The organism is Duganella sp. AC237 (assembly GCF_979254035.1).
In genome coordinates, this window is record NZ_CEEDEW010000003.1 from 4,215,291 (window position 1) to 4,232,975 (window position 17,685).

Below are 17,685 nucleotides of genomic sequence, written 5' to 3' on the forward strand. Positions count from 1 at the left end.
GCTTACGCAGCGATTTTTGCTTTCACAGCGTTGACAATCGCGGCGAAGGCCGGCTTGTCCATCACTGCCATATCGGCCAGAACCTTACGGTCCAGTTCGATCGAAGCTTTTTTCAGACCGTTCATGAAGACGCTGTACGTCACGCCATGCTCACGGGAAGCGGCGTTGATACGAGCGATCCACAGGCGGCGGAAGACGCGCTTCTTGTTACGACGGTCGCGGTAGGCGTATTGGCCAGCGCGCATAACTGCTTGCTTGGCAACACGGTAAACCTTGCTGCGACGACCACGGTAACCTTTGGCCAGGTTTAAGACTTTTTTATGACGGGCACGAGCTGTAACCCCACGTTTTACTCTAGGCATAGTAACTCCTTAAATTGAGTGTGAGATTAAGCGGATGGCATCATGCGCAGGACGGATTTCACGTCCGAGGCATCGACGTTCGTGATACCGCGCAATTGGCGCTTCGACTTGGTGGTTTTCTTGGTCAGAATGTGGCGTTTGAACGCGTGACCACTCTTAACAGTACCACCTGGACGCACGCGAAAACGTTTCTTCGCGGAGCTTTTGGTTTTCATTTTTGGCATAGCAATCTACCCTCAGGGTAGCTCCATATCAAACAGGATTGCAGGTGGTGACACGACGTCACACTTAGATGCCTGCTTTCACTTGTTTTTGCAGCAGATGCGAGTCCACTACATTTACAACAGCCGGCAATTATAGACCATCTGCTGCGTTTGCGCACCAAATAAAAAGGGCGCCCGTTGGCGCCCCTTTTTCACCCATAGACCGATGGGGTCGTACCCCACTGGGTACGACCCCGCGACCGATCGCACTGCGGGTCTAGGTGTTACTTTTTCTTCTTAGGAGACAGCACCATGATCATCTGGCGGCCTTCCATTTTCGGGAACTGCTCGACCTGGCCGTACGGCTCCAGATCGGCTTTCAAACGTTCCAGCATGCGGAAGCCAATATCCTGGTGCGCCATCTCACGACCGCGGAAACGCAGCGTGATCTTGGTTTTGTCGCCTTCATCAAGGAACTTGATGAGGTTACGCAGCTTGATATTGTAGTCACCGTCATCGGTACCCGGACGGAATTTGACTTCCTTCACGGCGATGATCTTCTGTTTCAATTTAGCTTCGTGAGCCTTCTTTTGCTCCGAATACTTGAATTTGCCGTAGTCCATCAAACGGCAAACCGGCGGTACCGCCGTTGGCGCGATCTCGACCAGGTCGACATTGGCCTCTTCCGCCAGGCGGAAGGCTTCGGCCAAAGTGACGATCCCGAGCGGCTCGTTCTCGACCCCACTTAAACGCATTTCAGGGGCAGTGATTTCGCCGTTGATGCGATGCGACTTGTCAGTAGCTATGGTGATTCCTTTTAAAATCTAATGGTAAGGCCAGTGCGATCAGGCTTTATTGGCGACGTCTTGCTGGAGTCGCTCGATCAGGGCATCGACGGACATGACGCCCAGATCGACATTGCCCCGTGCCCGCACGGCCACGGTGTTGGCATCCCGCTCTTTATCGCCGATTACAAGGATGTAAGGCAGTTTTTGGACGGAATGTTCACGTATTTTATAGGTTATTTTCTCGTTGCGCAAATCGCTCTGCACGCGGAACCCGCTCCGCCGCAGCTTTTCCGTGACCTGGTTCACATAATCGGCCTGCGCGTCGGAGATGTTGAGCACCGAAACTTGCACTGGCGCAAGCCAGGTCGGCAACGCGCCGGCGTAGTTCTCGATCAGGATGCCGATGAAGCGCTCCATCGAACCGACGATCGCACGGTGCAGCATGACCGGCACCTGACGGGTGTTGTCAGCCGCGACATATTCCGCGCCCAGACGCTCCGGCATGAAGAAGTCGACCTGCATCGTGCCGACCTGCCATGGGCGGCCCAGCGAATCCTTCAGGTGGTACTCGATCTTCGGACCGTAGAACGCGCCCTCGCCCGGCAACTCGGTCCAGGTCACGCCGCAGGCGCGCAGGCCGGAGCGCAGCGCGTCCTCGGCCTCGTCCCAGACTTCGTCGGTGCCGATGCGGTTGTCCGGACGCAGCGCCAGCTTGACGTCGATGTTGTGGAAATCGAAGTCCTTGTAGACTTCCATCGCCTGCGTGTGGAACGACACCACTTCCGGCTCGATCTGCTCTTCGGTGCAGAAGATGTGGCCGTCATCCTGGGTGAAACCGCGCACCCGCATGATGCCGTGCAGCGCGCCGGATGGCTCGTTGCGGTGGCACTGGCCGAACTCGCCGTAGCGCAGCGGCAGGTCGCGGTAGCTGCGCATATTGCTGTTGAAGATCTGCACGTGGCCCGGGCAGTTCATCGGCTTGAGCGCGTAGGAACGGTTTTCCGATTCCGTCACGAACATGTTTTCGCGATAGTTATCCCAGTGGCCGGTCTTGCCCCACAGGCTGGAATCCAGGATCTGCGGCGCCTTCACTTCCTGGTAGCCGTTGACCTGGTACTTGTTGCGCATGTATTGCTCAACTTGCTGCCAGATGGTCCAGCCCTTCGGATGCCAGAACACCAGGCCCGGCGCCTCGTCCTGGAAGTGGAAGAAGTCCAGCTGCTTGCCCAGTTTGCGGTGGTCGCGCTTTTCCGCCTCTTCCAGCTGGAACAGGTACTGCTCTTGATCTTCCTTCTTGGTCCAGGCGGTGCCGTAGACACGCTGCAGCATTTCATTCTTGCTGTCGCCGCGCCAGTAGGCGCCGGCCAGCTTCATCAGCTTGAACACCTTGATCTTGCCGGTCGACGGCACGTGCGGCCCACGGCACAAGTCGGTGAACTTGCCTTCGGAGTACAGCGACACGTCCTGGTCGGCAGGAATAGACGAAATGATCTCGGCTTTGTAGTCTTCGCCAATCGACTTGAAGTAGGCGACGGCTTCGTCACGCGGCAACACCTTGCGGGTGACCGGCTCGTCCTTCTTGGCCAGCTCGGTCATTTTCTTTTCGATCGCGACCAGATCGTCCGGGGTGAACGGACGCTTGTACGAGAAGTCGTAGTAAAAGCCGTTTTCGATCACCGGGCCGATGGTCACTTGCGCGTCAGGGAACAATTCCTTGACGGCGTAGGCCAGCAAGTGGGCGGTCGAGTGACGGATCACGTCGAGACCTTCCGGATCCTTGTCGGTGATGATGGCCAGATCGGAATCTTTTTCGATCAGGAAAGAGGTATCCACCACTTTGCCATCGACCTTGCCGGCCAGCGCGGCTTTGCCCAGGCTGGTGGCAATGCTGGTCGCCACTTGAGCCACGGTGACTGGGCCGTCGAATTCACGGGCAGAACCATCTGGAAGGCGGACTGAAAGCATAGTGATCTCCTGTTGGCGCAAGGCCGGTGTAGTTACAGCGGAATGTGATAATAAAAAACGCGGACGAAAAAAAACGCGGGCTAGCCGCGTTTTCTCTTTTTTGAGCAAAAGAATCCCGATCGACTAGCGTCACTCCCAAAGCTTGGTAGTAGTTCGCGGTGTCATAACCGGATTGCCTTTCTCGCTCTTACATATGTTCTGGTGGGCGGTGCAGAATTCGAATCTGCGACCCCTTGGATGTCGACCAAGTATTCTAACCAGCTGAACTAACCGCCCGAGGTACTTCTTAACTTTGCTACTGTGCTGCCATTTTACCGCTTTTTACTACTCTTTACTGCTCATTTACAACCGTACTACGTAATCTGGTGGGCGGTGCAGAATTCGAATCTGCGACCCCTTGGATGTCGACCAAGTATTCTAACCAGCTGAACTAACCGCCCGAAGACCAGCATTATAGAGAGCGATTCGGAGAAAAACAAGGGTATTCATAGGAAACATTTACAAAACGCACTATGACAGCGCAAGACGCGCAAGGCGGCATCCTTTAAACTGTGGTTTATTCTCATCACCGACAGACCTCATGCAAGCTGAAACCCGCATCAACGCTAGCGCCGAGGCTCCGCCCTCGCCTTCCGCCCATCTGCACGAACACCGCGACGGCGACGCCAAGCACGCGCACTTCACGTTGCAGCGCAGCCAATCGGTGCTGGCGTGGTCGCTGGCGTTGACCCTGGGCTTTGCCGTGGTCGAGGTGATTACCGGCTTCATGTCCAATTCGCTGGCGCTGATTTCCGACGCCGGCCACATGGTCACCGACGCCGCCGCACTGGGACTGGCGTTGCTGGCGCAGTTGATCGCCAAGCGGCCGCCGTCGGCGCGCCACTCGTTCGGCTTCGGCCGCGCCGAGGCGCTGGCAGCGTTCGTCAACAGCCTGGTGCTGCTGGTGCTGGTCGCGTGGATCGTGTTCGAAGCCGCGCAACGCTTCTCGCATCCCGAGCAGGTGCATGGCGCGACGGTGTTCATCGTCGCCGGCATCGGCCTCGTCATTAATATCGTGCTCGCCTATATGTTGTCGCGCGGCGACAGCAACATGAACACGCGCGCGGCGCTGGTCAACGTCATGGGCGACTTGCTGGGATCGGTCGCGGCGCTGGTAGCCGGCGCCGTCATCTATTACACCGGCTGGATGATGATCGACCCGCTGCTGTCGATCTTTGTCGCGCTGCTGATTTTAAAGTCGACCGTCAGTGTGCTGCGCGAGTCCTACCACTTCCTGATGGGCGGCGTGCCCGAGCCGATCGACTATCTGAAGGTGGGCGCCGACCTGGAACAGATCGCCGGCGTCTGCTCGGTGCACGACCTGCACGTGTGGGACATGTCGCCGGGCGAGCCGGCGCTCATCGGCCACGTCGAGATCGTCGACCTCGGGCGCTGGCCCGAAATCCTGCACGCGATCAAGGCCATGCTGCTCGACAAGCACGGCATCGACCACATCACCTTGCAGGCCGAAGTCGCGCCGCAGGCATCCCTTTAACAACAGTCCTGGAACACCATGCACAATTTCGAAAAACGCCGCGACCGCTACAACCTGTTCGCGGCGTTTGAAAAGCCGCTCGTCAACGTCAGCTTTGAGATGGCCCTGCCCGACTTCCGGCCTTACTGCAAGGAGCACAAGCTGCCGCCGTTCCACTTCTTCCTGTATTGCATACTGAATTCGATCAAGGAGATCGACAACTTCATGTACCGCATCCACGACGGCGAAGTGATCAGGATCGAGGAGTTCTGGGCGTCGTACACCGTGCTCAACAAGGACAAGAATCTCAACTTCGCCTGTTTCGCCATGTCGACAGACTTGCGGGAATTCGTCGCCCGCAGCCTGGAAGCGAAAGCGATCGCCGAGGCCAGCAGCGAGATGATCAACTCGGCCAAGGAACAATCGGAGCGCGACCAAAAGAACAACGTCCACATCACCTGCATGCCGTGGTTCAAGCTCACCTCGATCGAGCACCCGATCTACCGGCACGGCGGCTATGACATTCCCTCGCTGGCCTGGGGCAAGTTCGGTGACGCCGCCAACGGCATGATGACCGTGCCGTTCTCGGTGCAGGCGCACCACGGCTTTGTCGACGGCTACCACATTCACTTGCTGGCCGAAACCATCGCCGCGCGCGTGGCGGGGATCATCGAAGCATGATCGCCGGGATATCTAAAAGAGAAATGATGCGCCGTGGCCTGCTCGCGGCAACGCTCGCCATGGCCTTGGGTGCATCGCTGCCGGTGGTGGCCGCCGAAGCGCAGCGGGAGTCGCTGACGGTCGTCGACGACGCGTGGAACACACTGCGTCAGCAAGCGCGCGTCGAACAATTGGGCCAGCTCATGGCGGAGGACTTCGTGCTGGTGAACGCGAATGGCGCGGTTCAGCGAAAGCTCGACTATCTGATGTACCTGGCCGCGCGACCTAGCCTCAGCAACGCCATCCTCAACGAGGAATCAAGCACGCGGTTCTACGGCGACATGGCGATCATCAACAACGTCAGCACGCAATCGGGGACGCGCGACGGCGCCCCGTGGACGGAACGCCAGCGCATCACCCGCGTCTGGCAATGGTCTGGCGACACTTGGCTGCTGGTATCGTCGCACGCCTCGCGCATTCCCCAAAGCTAACTCCGGGGTCAGGTCCAACATTTCTACACGAGCTGGACGCTACAAGGTAAAAATGTGTCATCACGCGCCATTTTAGGGTGCCCCGACGCCCACGTTGGCGCCAATGGATCAGGCCGTGTAGAAATGGTGGACCTGACCCCGGAGTTGCTTTTAGGCGCGGCGGGCTTCCTGCACGCCGGTGACCTCGGCGATGGCGTTGAGCGCTTTTTGCAGTTGCGCCGTGGCGCCGATTTCGGCCGTGAACGTCATGCGCGCGTAGCCTTTGGCGCTTTGCGTGTTGACGCCGACGACGTTGATCTTTTCACGCGAGAAGATCTCCGAGATATCCCGCAGCAGCCCTTGGCGGTCGCCCGCCAGGATGAAGATGTCGACCGGATAAACCGTGTCCGAGACGGCACGCCCCCATTCGGTGACGATCACCCGCTCCGGCGCCTTGGCCCGCATTTCGGCGAAGTTCTTGCACGTGGCGCGGTGAATCGAGACGCCTTTGCCGCGCGTGACGAAGCCGACGATGCCGTCCGGCGGCGCCGGCTTGCAGCACTTGGCCAGCTGCGTCATCAAGCCGTCGGTGCCGACCACCAGCACGCCCGACTTGGCACCCTGGTCCACGCTCGACGCCTTGCTCTTGCCGAGGACCACCGCGTCTTCCTGCTCGACCGGCTCGCCCGTGTCGTGCAGCGCGTGCTCGACATGGCGCAGGCTGAATTCATCCTTACCCACCGACAGGAACAGGTCGTCGACCTTGGCGAAGCCCAGCTTGTTGGCCAGCGCTTCCAGGTTGACCGCCGTCTTGCCTTCCCGCTGCAATGATTTTTCCACCATCGCGCGCCCGTGCGACAAGGTTTCCTGCATGTCGATGGCGTGGAACCAGGCACGGATCTTCGAACGCGTGCGTGTGGCAACCGTGTATTCGTCGCTGAGCCAGTCGCGCGACGGACCGGCCGTGCCGGGCGCGCCCTTGGCGGTGATGATTTCGCAGGTCTGGCCGTTTTTCAGCGGCGTGTTCAGCGGCACCATGACGCCGTCGACGCGCGCGCCGCGGCAACGGTGGCCCACGTCGCTGTGCAGGTGATAGGCGAAATCGACCGGCGTGGCGCCGACCGGCAACTCCAGCACCCGCGCCTGCGGCGTGAGCACGAAAATGCGGTCGTCCAGCGCCGCCGACTTGAGCTTCTCCACCCATTCGCGCTGCTGCTCCTCCTGCCCGACGACGGCGTCGGCGACGTCGGTTTTCCACGCCAGCAGCTGGCGCAGCCAGGCGATCTTTTCGTCGTACTTTTGCCCGGCGAAATTGGAGCCGCCCTCCTCCTTGTAGCGCCAGTGCGCGGCCACGCCGTACTCGGCGAAGCTGTGCATCTCTTGCGTGCGGATCTGCACTTCCAGCGGCCGGCCGTCCTCGGCCGTCACCACCGTGTGCAGCGACTGGTAGCCGTTGGGCTTCGGACGAGAAATGTAATCGTCGAATTCCTTGGGGATCGGCGTCCAGATGTTGTGCACCACGCCCAGCACCGTGTAGCAGGTCTTGACGTCGGCGACGATGACGCGGAAGGCGCGCACGTCGTACAGGTCGGTGAAGTCGAGCTCCTTGCCCTTCATCTTGCTCCAGATGGAGTAGATGTGCTTGGGTCGGCCGAACACCTCGGCCTGGATGCCGGCGGCCGCCATTTCAGATTGCAGCCGCGCGATGGCGTTGGTGACGAAGCCTTCGCGCATCATGCGCTTTTCTTCGAGCATCTTGGCGATGCGCTTGTACGCCTCCGGCTCGATGAAGCGGAACGACAAATCCTCCAGCTCCCACTTCAGCTGCCAGATCCCCAGCCGGTTGGCCAGCGGCGCGTACAGGTCCAGGGTCTCGCGGCCGTAGGCGCACGTCATGTCGTTGAACAGCTTGATGTCGGCGAAGTAGCGCAAGGTCGTCACGCACGAGGCGAGGCGCACCAGCACCACGCGCATGTCGGAGGCCATCGCCAGCAACATCTTGCGCAAGGTTTCAACCTGCGCCACCGCCAACTGCGCGGCGTTGCGCCCGCGTCCCACCGCCACCGGCGCCACGCCGCCGTGTCCACCGGGCGCCTGCGTCAATTCGCGCAGGCGTATCAGCTGGCGCACGCCGGCCACGAGGTCACCGACCTCCTGGCCGAAACGCGGTTCGATCACCGCCGCCTGCGTGGTGTCGAGCAAGGTCAGCTCGAACATCAGGCCGGCGATGCGGGTCTCGACGTCGGTGCGCATGAACGACAGGGTGCCGGCCACGCCGATGGAGAAGTCCAGCGCCGACTGGCCGCTGGTGCTGACCAGGTCGCCGTACGCGGCACTGGCGAAGTCGAGCGCCGACAGCATGCGCGCGCTGTCGTCAGGCGTGAGCCCCTGCACCAGTTGTTCCGACGTGGCGCTGGTGAGCGCGGTGATTGAAACCATGATGTTCCTAACGCTGCGCGGCGACGATGACGATCTCGACCAGGACTTCCGGATTGGCCAGTTTGGCTTCGACCGTGGCGCGCGGCGGCGTGTGGCCGCTCGGCACCCAGGCGTCGTACTCTTCGTTCATGCCCTCGAAATCGACCATGTCGGCGATGTAGATCTGGCAGCTGAGGATGCAGGTTTTGTCGCTGCCCGATTCGGCCAGCAGGCGGTCGACGTGACCGAGGACTTCACGGGTTTGACCCTTGATATCGAGACTGGTTTCTTCGGCGATCTGGCCCGCCAGATAGACGGTGCCATTGTGAATTGCCACTTCGGACAATCGTTTGCCTACGTGCAGTCGTTTGATTTCCATACTTTTTCTTCTTTACTTAATTTGAGGCTTGATGTCATACGCCGGGCTCATCAGCCCAGCAGGAATTTCCGGGCGATCGCAATCTGATCGTCGTGGGTGAAGGTCGGCGCGTGGCCGACGTTCGGGATTTCCACCAGGGTGGCTTTCGGACCGCGCTGCGCCATCATGGCCGCCGTCTCGCGCGTCAGCAGATCGGAATCGGCGCCGCGCACCAGCAGGGTCGGGCAAGTGATGGCGTCGTAGGCGGCCCACAGCATCGCCTCGTCGGCGCCGGCCGACTCCGGTGTGGCCGAGCGGAACGGCAGCGACAGCCCCATATCGTAATGGCGCACCCACTTGCCGTCCTTGTCCTGGCGCAGCACATCGGTGGCCAGTTTATGCCATTCCTGCTCGGTGTGCTCGCCGAACGACGCCGAGACGTCGCGCACGAACTTGGCGCCATCCTCGAACGTGTCGAAGCGCAGGTCCTGGCCGATGTAGTCGCCGATGCGCTGCAGCGCCGCCGGCGCCAGCACCGGGCCGATGTCGTTGAGCACCAGCTTGCGGACCGGGTTCTCCGGCAGCGAGGCCAGGCCCAGGCCGATCAGCCCGCCCATCGAGGTGCCGAACCAATCGATCTTTTGCGCCGGACCCTGGTCCAACACACGTGCCAGCAACGTCACCATGTCGCTGACATATTGGGGAATGCGGTACAGCTGCGGATTCCTGAGCCAGTCGGAGCGGCCCCGGCCGACAACGTCCGGGCAGATCACACGGTAGTCGGACGCCAGCGCGCGCGCCATGTTGTCGAAATCGTCGGAGACGCGGGTCACGCCGTGGACGCAGACGAGCACGTTAGGGTTGGCCGCGTCGCCCCATTCCTTATATGCCATCCGGTGCAAGCCAGCCAACGACAGGCACTGAACGGACTTTATTTTCGCTTCGAGCATGCGGCTTCCTTGATGGTTTTTATGTAATGATGTTCTGAAATACCATTTTACCGGGCGTTGCGCTTAAAATCCTACCGAAGTGTAGCGCAGCCAGCCTTTTATCTCCAACCCCGCAGAGGACACCATGACAAACCAGACTTTGAGCGGTAAAACAGCATTGGTCACCGGCTCCACATCCGGCATCGGATTGGGCATCGCGCGCACCCTGGCGGCCGAGGGCGCCAACGTGGTGCTGAACGGTTTCGGCGACGCCGCCGAGATCGACAAGTTGCAGCAGGATCTGGCCAAGGAATTCGGCGTCCAGGTCGCCTATCACAACGCCGACATGTCCAAGCCGGCCGAGATCGAAAGCATGATCGCCTTCGCCGGCGAGAAATTCGGCGGCGTCGACGTGCTGGTCAACAACGCCGGCATCCAGCACGTGGCCAACATCGAGGATTTCCCGGTCGAGAAATGGGACGCCATCATCGCCATCAACCTGACCTCGGCATTCCATACGTCGCGCCTGGTGCTGCCGCGCATGCGCGCCAACAACTGGGGCCGCATCATCAACCTGGCCTCGACCCACGGCCTGGTGGCGTCGGCCGGCAAGTCGGCCTATGTCGCGGCCAAGCACGGCCTGATCGGCCTGACCAAGGCCGGCGCGCTCGAGACGGCCAGCACAGGCGTGACCGTCAACGCCATCTGCCCCGGCTTCGTGCTCACGCCGCTGGTGCAAAAGCAGGTCGACGCCCGCGCTGCCAAGGACGGCATCAGCAACGACGAGGCGAAAAAGGCGCTGCTGGCCGACAAGCAGCCGTCGGGAGAGTTCGTCACGCCCGAGGAACTGGGCGCGCTGGCGGTGTTTCTGTGCAGCGACGCCGCCAAGCAGGTGCGCGGCGTGGCCTGGAACATGGACGGCGGCTGGGTCGCGCAGTAAATTAATTCCGGGTACGTGTTATCCCTCATATGGGAGAGTTATCACAGCCAGTGATTTGCGGGTTTCCACAATAGTGATAACTCTCCAGTTGGGACATCATGAACTCCTCAAATGAACGCGAGGAGACCCCGTGAAAAAGCCATTCTATAAAATCCTATATATCCAGGTGCTGTTCGCCATCGCCTGCGGTATCCTGCTCGGCATCTTCCTGCCTGCCGACGCGGTCGCCATGAAACCCCTGGGCGACGGCTTCATCAAGCTGATCAAGATGATCATCGCCCCGGTGATCTTCTGTACGGTGGTCTCCGGCATCGCCGGCATGCAAGACGTCAAGAAAATCGGCCGCGTCGGCGGCAAGGCCCTGATCTACTTCGAAGTAGTCTCCACCTTCGCCCTGGCCATCGGCCTGGTCGTGGCCAACGTGCTCAAACCGGGCGCCGGCTTCAACGCCGATCCGGCCCACCTGGACGCCAAGTCGATCGCGCAATACACGCACGCCGAAGGCCTGACCACCACCGACTTCCTGATGAACATCATCCCGAAGACCTTCGTGGACGCGTTCGCCAAGGGCGACATCCTGCAAGTGCTGCTGATCGCCATCCTGTTCGGCTTTTCGCTGTCGCTGCTCGGTGAGCGCGGCCGTCCGATCACCAAGCTGATCGACGAGCTGTCGCACGCCATCTTTGGCGTGGTCAACATCATCATGAAAGTCGCTCCGATCGGCGCGTTCGGTGCGATGGCCTTCACCATCGGTAAATACGGCCTGGCCTCGCTGATCCCGCTGGCAAAACTGATGGGTTCGTTCTACCTTACCTGCGGCCTGTTCGTGTTCGTCGTGCTGGGCCTGATCGCCCGCTACACCGGCTTCTCGATCTTCAAGTTCATCAAGTACATCAAGGAAGAGCTGCTGATCGTGCTGGGCACCAGCTCGTCGGAAAGCGCGCTGCCTTCGCTGATGACCAAACTGGAGCGCCTCGGCTGCGCCAAACCGGTGGTCGGCCTGGTGGTTCCGACCGGCTACTCGTTCAACCTGGACGGCACCAACATCTACATGACGATGGCCGCGCTGTTCGTCGCCCAGGCAACCAACACCGAGTTGACCTTGTGGCAGGAATTGACCATCCTGGGCGTGGCGATGCTGACCTCCAAGGGCGCTTCCGGCATCACCGGCGCCGGCTTCATCACCCTGGCCGCGACCCTGGCCGTAGTGCCGACGATCCCGGTGGCAGGCATGGCGCTGATCCTGGGTATCGACCGCTTCATGAGCGAATGCCGCGCACTGACCAACTTCGTCGGCAACGGCGTGGCAACGGTGGTGGTGTCGAAATGGGAAAACGAACTCGATGTGGCCAAAATGAACGCGGAGCTGAACAATCCGGGTTCGACCGTGGTCGCCGTGGACACCGAAGTGAAACCGGCGATCATCGTGCCAGCGCACTAAGCTGACATCCAGTTCGCAAGGAGCCCCGCGCAGCGATGCCCGGGGCTTTTTTCTTTGCTGATATGCGCCATGCGAAGCTGGGCCACATTTTTCTTTTGTATAACTTAATAGCCTATGAGACAATCAAAGTTATCCAACAGGAATCTTAAATGAACAAAATTACACGCACCTTCGCCTGCGCCGCCCTGCTCGCCGGCAGCGCCGCCGCCCAAGCCGGCAGCTTCGCCTTTGAATACACCATGCTCGACAACACCCGCATCACCGGCAGCTTCGACGGCACGGCCAACGGCAATCTGGTCGAAGGCATCAGCAAGCTGGCGATCGCGGTCAACGGCTTCGCCATGCCCAACAGCGGCAACCTCTACGCCTATGCCACCGATGGCGGATACGTGCAAGGTGACGCCAGAATCTCCTTCGACGGCCTGGCCACCTCGCTGCTGGCGTTTGACGGCCCTGTCACCGGTGTCTGGACATCCACCTTTATCATCGGCGCGTTCAACGGCGGCGACACCGACGCCATCAACTACAACATAGCCGGCCTGCCGTTCAATGGCGAAGGCGACGGCGACTACTCGGCCAGCCGCTGGAGCCTGACGACCGTCTCGGCGGTGCCGGAGCCGGCGACCTATGCGATGCTGCTGGGTGGCCTGGCGCTGATCGGCGCCCTCGCCCGCCGCCGCAACCCGTCGGCCTGATCCGATACCAGGCAAAAAAATAGCACGCCGAGGCGTGCTATTTTTTCATACGGCTACCGCAAACGTCACAGCGCCGACATATCCAGCTCGACGCCCGTGGCGGCCTGGATCTGCTCCCGGCTCACACCCGGCGCCAGCTCGGTCACCTTCAGGCCGGCGTCGGTCACTTCCATGACGCCCAGATCGGTAACGATCAGGTCAACCACGCCGACGCCGGTCAGCGGCAGGTCGCATTTCGGCAGCAGCTTGTGCGACGTCGTGCCGTCCTTGGCGGTGGCGACGTGCTCCATCAGCACCACCACCCGCTTGACGCCGGCCACCAGGTCCATCGCGCCGCCCATGCCCTTGACCATTTTGCCCGGGATCATCCAGTTGGCCAGGTCGCCCCGCTCCGACACCTGCATCGCGCCCAGGATCGCCAGGTTGATCTTGCCGCCGCGGATCATGCCGAACGAATCGGCCGAGCTGAAGTAGGCCGCGCCCGGCAGCGCCGTTACGGTCTGCTTGCCGGCGTTGATCAGGTCCGCGTCGATCTCGTCCTCGGTCGGGAACGGGCCGATGCCCAGCAAGCCGTTCTCCGATTGCAGATACACTTCGATACCGGGCGGCACATAGTTCGCCACCAGGGTCGGCAAGCCGATGCCCAGGTTGACGTAAAACCCGTCCTGCAATTCCTTCGCCGCGCGCGCGGCCATTTCGTCACGTGTCCATGCCATGATAGTTGTCTCCGATGTTCTTAGTTGGCGCGCACGGTGCGCTGCTCGATGCGTTTTTCCGGCGTCGCGTTGACGACGATGCGGTGCACGAAAATGCTTGGCAGGTGCACGGCGTCCGGATCGATCTCGCCGATCTCGACCAGGTGCTCGACTTCGACGATGGTGATCTTGCCGGCCATCGCCGCGTTCGGATTGAAGTTGCGCGCCGTCTTGCGGAACACCAGGTTGCCGGCCTTGTCGGCCTTCCACGCCTTGACCAGCGCCACGTCGGCCACCAGGCTGCGTTCCATCACATATTGCTCGCCGTCGAATTCGCGGATTTCCTTGCCGTCGGCGACGATGGTGCCGACGCCGGTCTTGGTGAAGAAGGCGGGAATGCCGGCGCCGCCGGCGCGCAGCTTCTCGGCCAGGGTGCCCTGCGGCGTGAATTCCAGTTCCAGTTCGCCGGCCAGGTACTGGCGCGCGAATTCCTTGTTTTCCCCGACGTAGGATGCGATCATCTTCTTGATCTGGCGCGTTTCCAGCAACTGGCCCAGGCCGAAGCCGTCGACGCCGGCGTTGTTGGAGATGGCGGTCAAGCCGGTCACGCCGGAATCGCGCAACGCGCCGATCAGCGCTTCGGGTATGCCGCACAAACCGAAGCCGCCCACGGCGATCGTTTGACCGTTTTGAACGACGCCCGCCAAGGCTGCGGCGGCATCCGGATAGATTTTGTTCATGTTGTCCCTTAACTCTTGTATTTAAGTGGTGCTGGTCTTATGTATCGAAGTCGCTTATGTATCGAAGTCTCTTATCTATCGAAGTCGATTGTTCGTCTCTGTTGCTAAATCAGTTGATAACGTTGTTAACTGTGCTACTGATGCGGCGTCTCAGCATAGAATACGCTCTCTAAAAGCACAATACCGTAGAACTACCTGCCACTTTCGCCATGAACGCCGCCCCCGTCATCGACTACGAATCCATTTTCCTGCACGCGCCGGTGGGCATGTGCATCTCGGAAAGTCGCGTCATCCAGCGCTGCAACGACGCGCTGGCGTCGATGTTCGGCTACACCCGCGCCCAGCTCGAAGGCCTGTCCTTCCTGTCGCTGTATCCGACGATGGACGAGTTCCTGCGCACCGGCGACCGCATCATTCCGATCATGAACGCCAAGGGGCGCTACTCGGACGAGCGCATCATGCGCCGCGCCAATGGCGAACTGTTCTGGTGCCACGTCACCGGCCATTCGATGAAGGCCCAGGAACCGCTCGGCCCCGGCATCTGGACCTTCGAGGACGTCAGCGAAAAACGTCCCGTCACCGCCGAGCTGACCCCGCGCGAGCGGGAGATCGCCGCCCTGCTGGTCGAGGGCAAGACCAGCAAAAGCATCGCCCGCCAGATCGACCTCAGCCCGCGCACGGTGGAAATGCACCGCGCCAAACTGATGCGTAAATTCTCGGCTTCGACCTCTTCGGAACTGGTGCACAAGCTGGTCGGCATCCAGCTCACTACATAGCCGTCATGCCATCATCGGCCGATATGATGGCGCCGTTGATGAAATTCGAATCTTCCCCCGCCAGCAGCAACAGCAAACCATCCAGATCCTCCGGCGTGCCGGGACGCTTGCGCGGCAGCATGTTGATCAGCTTTTGGCCCTGCTCGCTGGCGAAATAGTCCTCGTTGATCTCGGTCGAGATGTAGCCGGGACAAATGGCGTTGGTGTTGATGCCGTACTTGCCCCACTCCACCGCCATCGCCTTGGTCATCTGCACCACGCCGGCCTTGCTCATGCAATAGACGCCGATCTGCGGCAGCACGCGCAAGCCCGCCACCGAGGCGATGTTGATGATGCGGTGCTTCTTGCTCGGGTCGCCCTTGGCGCGCGCGATCATGCGCTTGGCGGTCTGCTGCGCAACAAAGAAGGCGCCGCGCAGGTTGGTGTCCATTACGAAGGCATAGTCCTCGGGGGTGACATCGACCAGCCGCTGCGTGGTCGACACGCCCGAATTGTTGACCAGGATGTCGATCGGACCGGCTTCCGTCTCGGCATGGGCGATGGCCGACTTGATGCTGGCGAAGTCGGTCACGTCCAGGCTGACCACGTGCGCGGCGCCGCCGTCGGCCTCGATCTCGGCGCGCAGCTCCTTGAGCCGCTCGGTGCGGCGCGAGGCCAGCACCACCTGGGCGCCGGCCTGGGCCAGCACTTTGGCGAACCGGGCTCCCAGACCGCTGGAGGCGCCGGTGATCAGCGCGATTTTTCCCTCAAAGTTGACTTCTATGCCCACGAGCTACTCCTAGATTTTATTGGTGACGAATTCTTGATGGCCGGGTCGCACCCCAGGTGACCGCCCCGGCTGTCGAAACGTAATCATTACACAAATCGCCAGTATTAGATTGCGGTGTCTAATAATGTCCCTCAAAATGGCGCCAAAGTTGCATTCGGACGGAAAAAGAAGCACACTCGTGCTAAAATTTTCCCATCACGTAGCCGTCCCCCTATTAAACACCTCATAACCACTATAAAAAGACCATGACACAGCCTCAAAATCTCGTAGAACAGTACGGCCCGCGCGACGCGATGGAGTACGACGTCGTCATCGTCGGCGGCGGCCCCGCCGGCTTGTCGGCGGCGATCCGCATCAAGCAGCTGGCGGCCGACAAAGGCCAGGAAGTCTCGGTCGTCGTGCTGGAAAAAGGCGGCGAGCTGGGCGCGCACATCCTGTCGGGCGCCGTCATGGACCCGAAGGCGCTCACCGAGCTGATCCCTGACTGGAAGGAAAAAGGCGCGCCGCTCAACACCGCCGTCACCGAGGACCGCGTGCTGTTCCTGACCGAAACCAAGTCGTTCAAGACGCCGGGCTTCGCGCTGCCGGCCTGCTTTGAAAACCACGGCAACTACGTCATCTCGCTGGGCAACGTGGTGCGCTGGCTGGGCCAGCAGGCCGAGGCGCTGGGCGTGGAGATCTTCCCCGGCTTCCCCGCCGCCGAGATCCTGTACAACGACGACGGTTCCGTCAAGGGCGTCGCCACCGGCAACATGGGCGTCAAGCGCGACGGCGAGGCCGGCTCGGATTTCCAGCTGGGCATGGAGCTGCACGGCAAATACACCTTGTTCGCCGAAGGCTCGCGCGGCCATCTGGGCCGGCAACTGATGGCCAAGTACGACCTCAACAAGGGCAAGGACCCGCAGTCGTACGGCATCGGCATCAAGGAACTGTGGGAAATCGACCCGGCCAAGCACCAGCCCGGCCTGGTGGTCCACACCACCGGCTGGCCGCTGGACAACAACACCTACGGGGGCTCGTTCCTCTACCACATGGAGAACAACCAGGTCGTGGTCGGCTATGTGGTCGGGCTCAATTATGAAAATCCCTACCTGTCGCCGTACGAGGAATTCCAGCGCTACAAGACCCACCCGGCCATCAAACCGTTCTTCGAGGGCGCCAAGCGCATTTCCTACGGCGCGCGCGCCATCACCGCAGGGGGGTTGCAATCCCTGCCCAAGCTGGTCTTCCCGGGCGGCGCGCTGATCGGCTGCGACGCCGGCTTCCTGAACATGAGCCGCATCAAGGGCAGCCACGCCGCCATCAAGACCGGCATGCTGGCGGCCGAGGCGGCGTTCGAGGCGCTCGGCGCCGGCCGCCAGCACGACGAGCTGGCCGCCTTCCCGGCCGCGTTTGAAAAATCGTGGCTGCACGAGGAACTGCACGTGGCGCGCAACGTCAAGCCGTGGCTCAACAAGGGCCTGGTGCTGGGTTCGCTGATGACGGGCATCGACCAGATCGTCTTCCGCGGCAAGGCGCCATGGACCCTGCACCACACCCACGCCGACCACGAGTGCCTGAAGCCGGCCTCGCAGTTCGCGCCGATTGTGTATCCGAAGCCGGACGGCAAGCTGACCTTCGACCGCCTGTCGTCGGTGTTCATCTCCAACACCAACCACGCCGAGGACCAGCCGATCCACCTGACGTTGAAGAACCCGAGCGTGCCGGTCGACGTCAACCTGGCCCAGTACGCCGGGCCGGAGGCGCGCTACTGTCCGGCCGGCGTGTACGAGTTCGTCAAGACCGATGCCGGCGCCGACCGCCTGCAGATCAACGCGCAAAACTGCGTGCACTGTAAAACCTGCGATATCAAGGACCCGACCCAGAACATCGTCTGGGTCACGCCGGAAGGCGGCGGCGGGCCGAATTATCCGAATATGTGATCGGGCGACCAGTTCCAAAAACACAAGCTTCGGCTTGTGTT

The 17,685-nt window shown here is 61.0% G+C and carries 18 protein-coding genes and 2 tRNA genes; 8 read left to right on the forward strand and 12 right to left on the reverse strand.

Features of this window, described 5'->3' with window-relative positions; translation table 11 throughout:
- Positions 1–2: 2 nt before the first annotated feature.
- The 6 genes from rplT to AC0IYS_RS18660 form a co-directional block, all read right to left on the reverse strand.
- Positions 3–362 carry a 50S ribosomal protein L20 gene (gene rplT / locus AC0IYS_RS18635; protein ID WP_090313948.1) on the reverse strand — a complete coding sequence of 120 codons (360 nt, stop codon included), beginning with the start codon at positions 360–362 and terminating at the stop codon, positions 3–5.
- Positions 363–388: 26 nt separating this feature from the next.
- A complete protein-coding gene (gene rpmI / locus AC0IYS_RS18640) occupies positions 389–586 on the reverse strand; it encodes a 50S ribosomal protein L35 (RefSeq protein ID WP_471706576.1) in 198 nt (65 codons plus the stop codon).
- Positions 587–849: 263 nt separating this feature from the next.
- Complete coding sequence (gene infC, locus AC0IYS_RS18645; RefSeq protein WP_255372374.1) at positions 850–1,389, reverse strand: translation initiation factor IF-3; 540 nt, start codon at positions 1,387–1,389, stop codon at positions 850–852.
- Positions 1,390–1,410: 21 nt separating this feature from the next.
- The gene (gene thrS / locus AC0IYS_RS18650; protein WP_471706577.1) at positions 1,411–3,318 is read right to left on the reverse strand and encodes a threonine--tRNA ligase; all 1,908 of its coding nucleotides are present in this window, start codon (positions 3,316–3,318) and stop codon (positions 1,411–1,413) included.
- 199 nt (positions 3,319–3,517) lie between these two features.
- Positions 3,518–3,594: transfer RNA gene (locus tag AC0IYS_RS18655), tRNA-Val, on the reverse strand.
- A gap of 87 nt (positions 3,595–3,681) precedes the next feature.
- Positions 3,682–3,758: transfer RNA gene (locus AC0IYS_RS18660), tRNA-Val, on the reverse strand.
- Positions 3,759–3,898: 140 nt separating this feature from the next.
- Here AC0IYS_RS18660 and AC0IYS_RS18665 point away from each other — a divergent pair.
- The 3 genes from AC0IYS_RS18665 to AC0IYS_RS18675 are packed head-to-tail and all read left to right on the forward strand — an operon-like array spanning position 3,899 to position 5,982.
- Positions 3,899–4,852, forward strand: a complete 954-nt coding sequence (locus AC0IYS_RS18665) for a cation diffusion facilitator family transporter (protein ID WP_471706578.1) — start codon at positions 3,899–3,901, stop codon at positions 4,850–4,852.
- Between the two features lie 18 nt (positions 4,853–4,870).
- The gene (locus AC0IYS_RS18670; RefSeq protein WP_471706579.1) at positions 4,871–5,512 is read left to right on the forward strand and encodes a CatA-like O-acetyltransferase; all 642 of its coding nucleotides are present in this window, start codon (positions 4,871–4,873) and stop codon (positions 5,510–5,512) included.
- 23 nt (positions 5,513–5,535) lie between these two features.
- Positions 5,536–5,982 (forward strand): nuclear transport factor 2 family protein, encoded by a 447-nt coding sequence (locus AC0IYS_RS18675; protein ID WP_471706580.1) that lies wholly within the window; start codon positions 5,536–5,538, stop codon positions 5,980–5,982.
- A 150-nt stretch (positions 5,983–6,132) separates the two neighbouring features.
- Here the strand turns inward: AC0IYS_RS18675 and AC0IYS_RS18680 are convergent, their stop codons facing one another.
- From AC0IYS_RS18680 to AC0IYS_RS18690, 3 genes are read right to left on the reverse strand one after another with little or no spacing between them, the layout of a single operon-like run.
- Positions 6,133–8,400 carry a RelA/SpoT family protein gene (locus AC0IYS_RS18680; RefSeq protein WP_471706581.1) on the reverse strand — a complete coding sequence of 756 codons (2,268 nt, stop codon included), beginning with the start codon at positions 8,398–8,400 and terminating at the stop codon, positions 6,133–6,135.
- A gap of 7 nt (positions 8,401–8,407) precedes the next feature.
- The gene (locus AC0IYS_RS18685; RefSeq protein WP_471706582.1) at positions 8,408–8,758 is read right to left on the reverse strand and encodes a RidA family protein; all 351 of its coding nucleotides are present in this window, start codon (positions 8,756–8,758) and stop codon (positions 8,408–8,410) included.
- A 50-nt stretch (positions 8,759–8,808) separates the two neighbouring features.
- Positions 8,809–9,687, reverse strand: coding sequence for an alpha/beta fold hydrolase (locus tag AC0IYS_RS18690; RefSeq protein ID WP_471706583.1), 879 nt, complete (start codon positions 9,685–9,687; stop codon positions 8,809–8,811).
- A gap of 124 nt (positions 9,688–9,811) precedes the next feature.
- Here AC0IYS_RS18690 and AC0IYS_RS18695 point away from each other — a divergent pair, with 124 nt between their 5' ends.
- From AC0IYS_RS18695 to AC0IYS_RS18705, 3 genes are all read left to right on the forward strand, one after another.
- Positions 9,812–10,606 (forward strand): 3-hydroxybutyrate dehydrogenase, encoded by a 795-nt coding sequence (locus AC0IYS_RS18695; protein ID WP_471706584.1) that lies wholly within the window; start codon positions 9,812–9,814, stop codon positions 10,604–10,606.
- 130 nt (positions 10,607–10,736) lie between these two features.
- Positions 10,737–12,047, forward strand: a complete 1,311-nt coding sequence (locus AC0IYS_RS18700) for a dicarboxylate/amino acid:cation symporter (RefSeq protein WP_471706585.1) — start codon at positions 10,737–10,739, stop codon at positions 12,045–12,047.
- 149 nt (positions 12,048–12,196) lie between these two features.
- The gene (locus tag AC0IYS_RS18705; RefSeq protein WP_471706586.1) at positions 12,197–12,742 is read left to right on the forward strand and encodes a PEPxxWA-CTERM sorting domain-containing protein; all 546 of its coding nucleotides are present in this window, start codon (positions 12,197–12,199) and stop codon (positions 12,740–12,742) included.
- Positions 12,743–12,807: 65 nt separating this feature from the next.
- On the opposite strand, the gene AC0IYS_RS18710 is transcribed toward AC0IYS_RS18705, so the two are convergent.
- Together AC0IYS_RS18710 and AC0IYS_RS18715 are read right to left on the reverse strand one after the other, a co-directional pair.
- Positions 12,808–13,458: a CoA transferase subunit B gene (locus tag AC0IYS_RS18710; RefSeq protein ID WP_471706587.1), complete on the reverse strand. Its 651-nt coding sequence runs from the start codon at positions 13,456–13,458 to the stop codon at positions 12,808–12,810.
- 20 nt (positions 13,459–13,478) lie between these two features.
- Positions 13,479–14,177 (reverse strand): CoA transferase subunit A, encoded by a 699-nt coding sequence (locus tag AC0IYS_RS18715; protein ID WP_209714198.1) that lies wholly within the window; start codon positions 14,175–14,177, stop codon positions 13,479–13,481.
- Between the two features lie 209 nt (positions 14,178–14,386).
- Here AC0IYS_RS18715 and AC0IYS_RS18720 point away from each other — a divergent pair, with 209 nt between their 5' ends.
- Positions 14,387–14,953 carry a LuxR C-terminal-related transcriptional regulator gene (locus tag AC0IYS_RS18720; RefSeq protein ID WP_471706588.1) on the forward strand — a complete coding sequence of 189 codons (567 nt, stop codon included), beginning with the start codon at positions 14,387–14,389 and terminating at the stop codon, positions 14,951–14,953.
- Here AC0IYS_RS18720 and AC0IYS_RS18725 read toward each other — a convergent pair.
- Positions 14,946–15,722: an SDR family oxidoreductase gene (locus AC0IYS_RS18725; protein ID WP_090313962.1), complete on the reverse strand. Its 777-nt coding sequence runs from the start codon at positions 15,720–15,722 to the stop codon at positions 14,946–14,948. The genes AC0IYS_RS18720 and AC0IYS_RS18725 overlap by 8 nt on opposite strands.
- Positions 15,723–15,967: 245 nt before the next feature.
- Here AC0IYS_RS18725 and AC0IYS_RS18730 point away from each other — a divergent pair, with 245 nt between their 5' ends.
- On the forward strand, positions 15,968–17,644 hold the full coding sequence (locus AC0IYS_RS18730) for an electron transfer flavoprotein-ubiquinone oxidoreductase (protein WP_471706589.1): 1,677 nt from the start codon (positions 15,968–15,970) through the stop codon (positions 17,642–17,644).
- Positions 17,645–17,685: the final 41 nt, after the last annotated feature.

Bases quoted from the DNA above. Each gene is read 5' to 3' on its own strand.
- rplT (WP_090313948.1), bottom strand. From the start codon at position 362: ATGCCTAGAGTAAAACGTGGGGTTACAGCTCGTGCCCGTCATAAAAAA.
- rpmI (WP_471706576.1), bottom strand. From the start codon at position 586: ATGCCAAAAATGAAAACCAAAAGCTCCGCGAAGAAACGTTTTCGCGTG.
- thrS (WP_471706577.1), bottom strand. From the start codon at position 3,318: ATGCTTTCAGTCCGCCTTCCAGATGGTTCTGCCCGTGAATTCGACGGC.
- AC0IYS_RS18665 (WP_471706578.1), top strand. From the start codon at position 3,899: ATGCAAGCTGAAACCCGCATCAACGCTAGCGCCGAGGCTCCGCCCTCG.
- AC0IYS_RS18670 (WP_471706579.1), top strand. From the start codon at position 4,871: ATGCACAATTTCGAAAAACGCCGCGACCGCTACAACCTGTTCGCGGCG.
- AC0IYS_RS18675 (WP_471706580.1), top strand. From the start codon at position 5,536: ATGATGCGCCGTGGCCTGCTCGCGGCAACGCTCGCCATGGCCTTGGGT.
- AC0IYS_RS18680 (WP_471706581.1), bottom strand. From the start codon at position 8,400: ATGGTTTCAATCACCGCGCTCACCAGCGCCACGTCGGAACAACTGGTG.
- AC0IYS_RS18685 (WP_471706582.1), bottom strand. From the start codon at position 8,758: ATGGAAATCAAACGACTGCACGTAGGCAAACGATTGTCCGAAGTGGCA.
- AC0IYS_RS18690 (WP_471706583.1), bottom strand. From the start codon at position 9,687: ATGCTCGAAGCGAAAATAAAGTCCGTTCAGTGCCTGTCGTTGGCTGGC.
- AC0IYS_RS18695 (WP_471706584.1), top strand. From the start codon at position 9,812: ATGACAAACCAGACTTTGAGCGGTAAAACAGCATTGGTCACCGGCTCC.
- AC0IYS_RS18705 (WP_471706586.1), top strand. From the start codon at position 12,197: ATGAACAAAATTACACGCACCTTCGCCTGCGCCGCCCTGCTCGCCGGC.
- AC0IYS_RS18710 (WP_471706587.1), bottom strand. From the start codon at position 13,458: ATGGCATGGACACGTGACGAAATGGCCGCGCGCGCGGCGAAGGAATTG.
- AC0IYS_RS18715 (WP_209714198.1), bottom strand. From the start codon at position 14,177: ATGAACAAAATCTATCCGGATGCCGCCGCAGCCTTGGCGGGCGTCGTT.
- AC0IYS_RS18720 (WP_471706588.1), top strand. From the start codon at position 14,387: ATGAACGCCGCCCCCGTCATCGACTACGAATCCATTTTCCTGCACGCG.
- AC0IYS_RS18730 (WP_471706589.1), top strand. From the start codon at position 15,968: ATGACACAGCCTCAAAATCTCGTAGAACAGTACGGCCCGCGCGACGCG.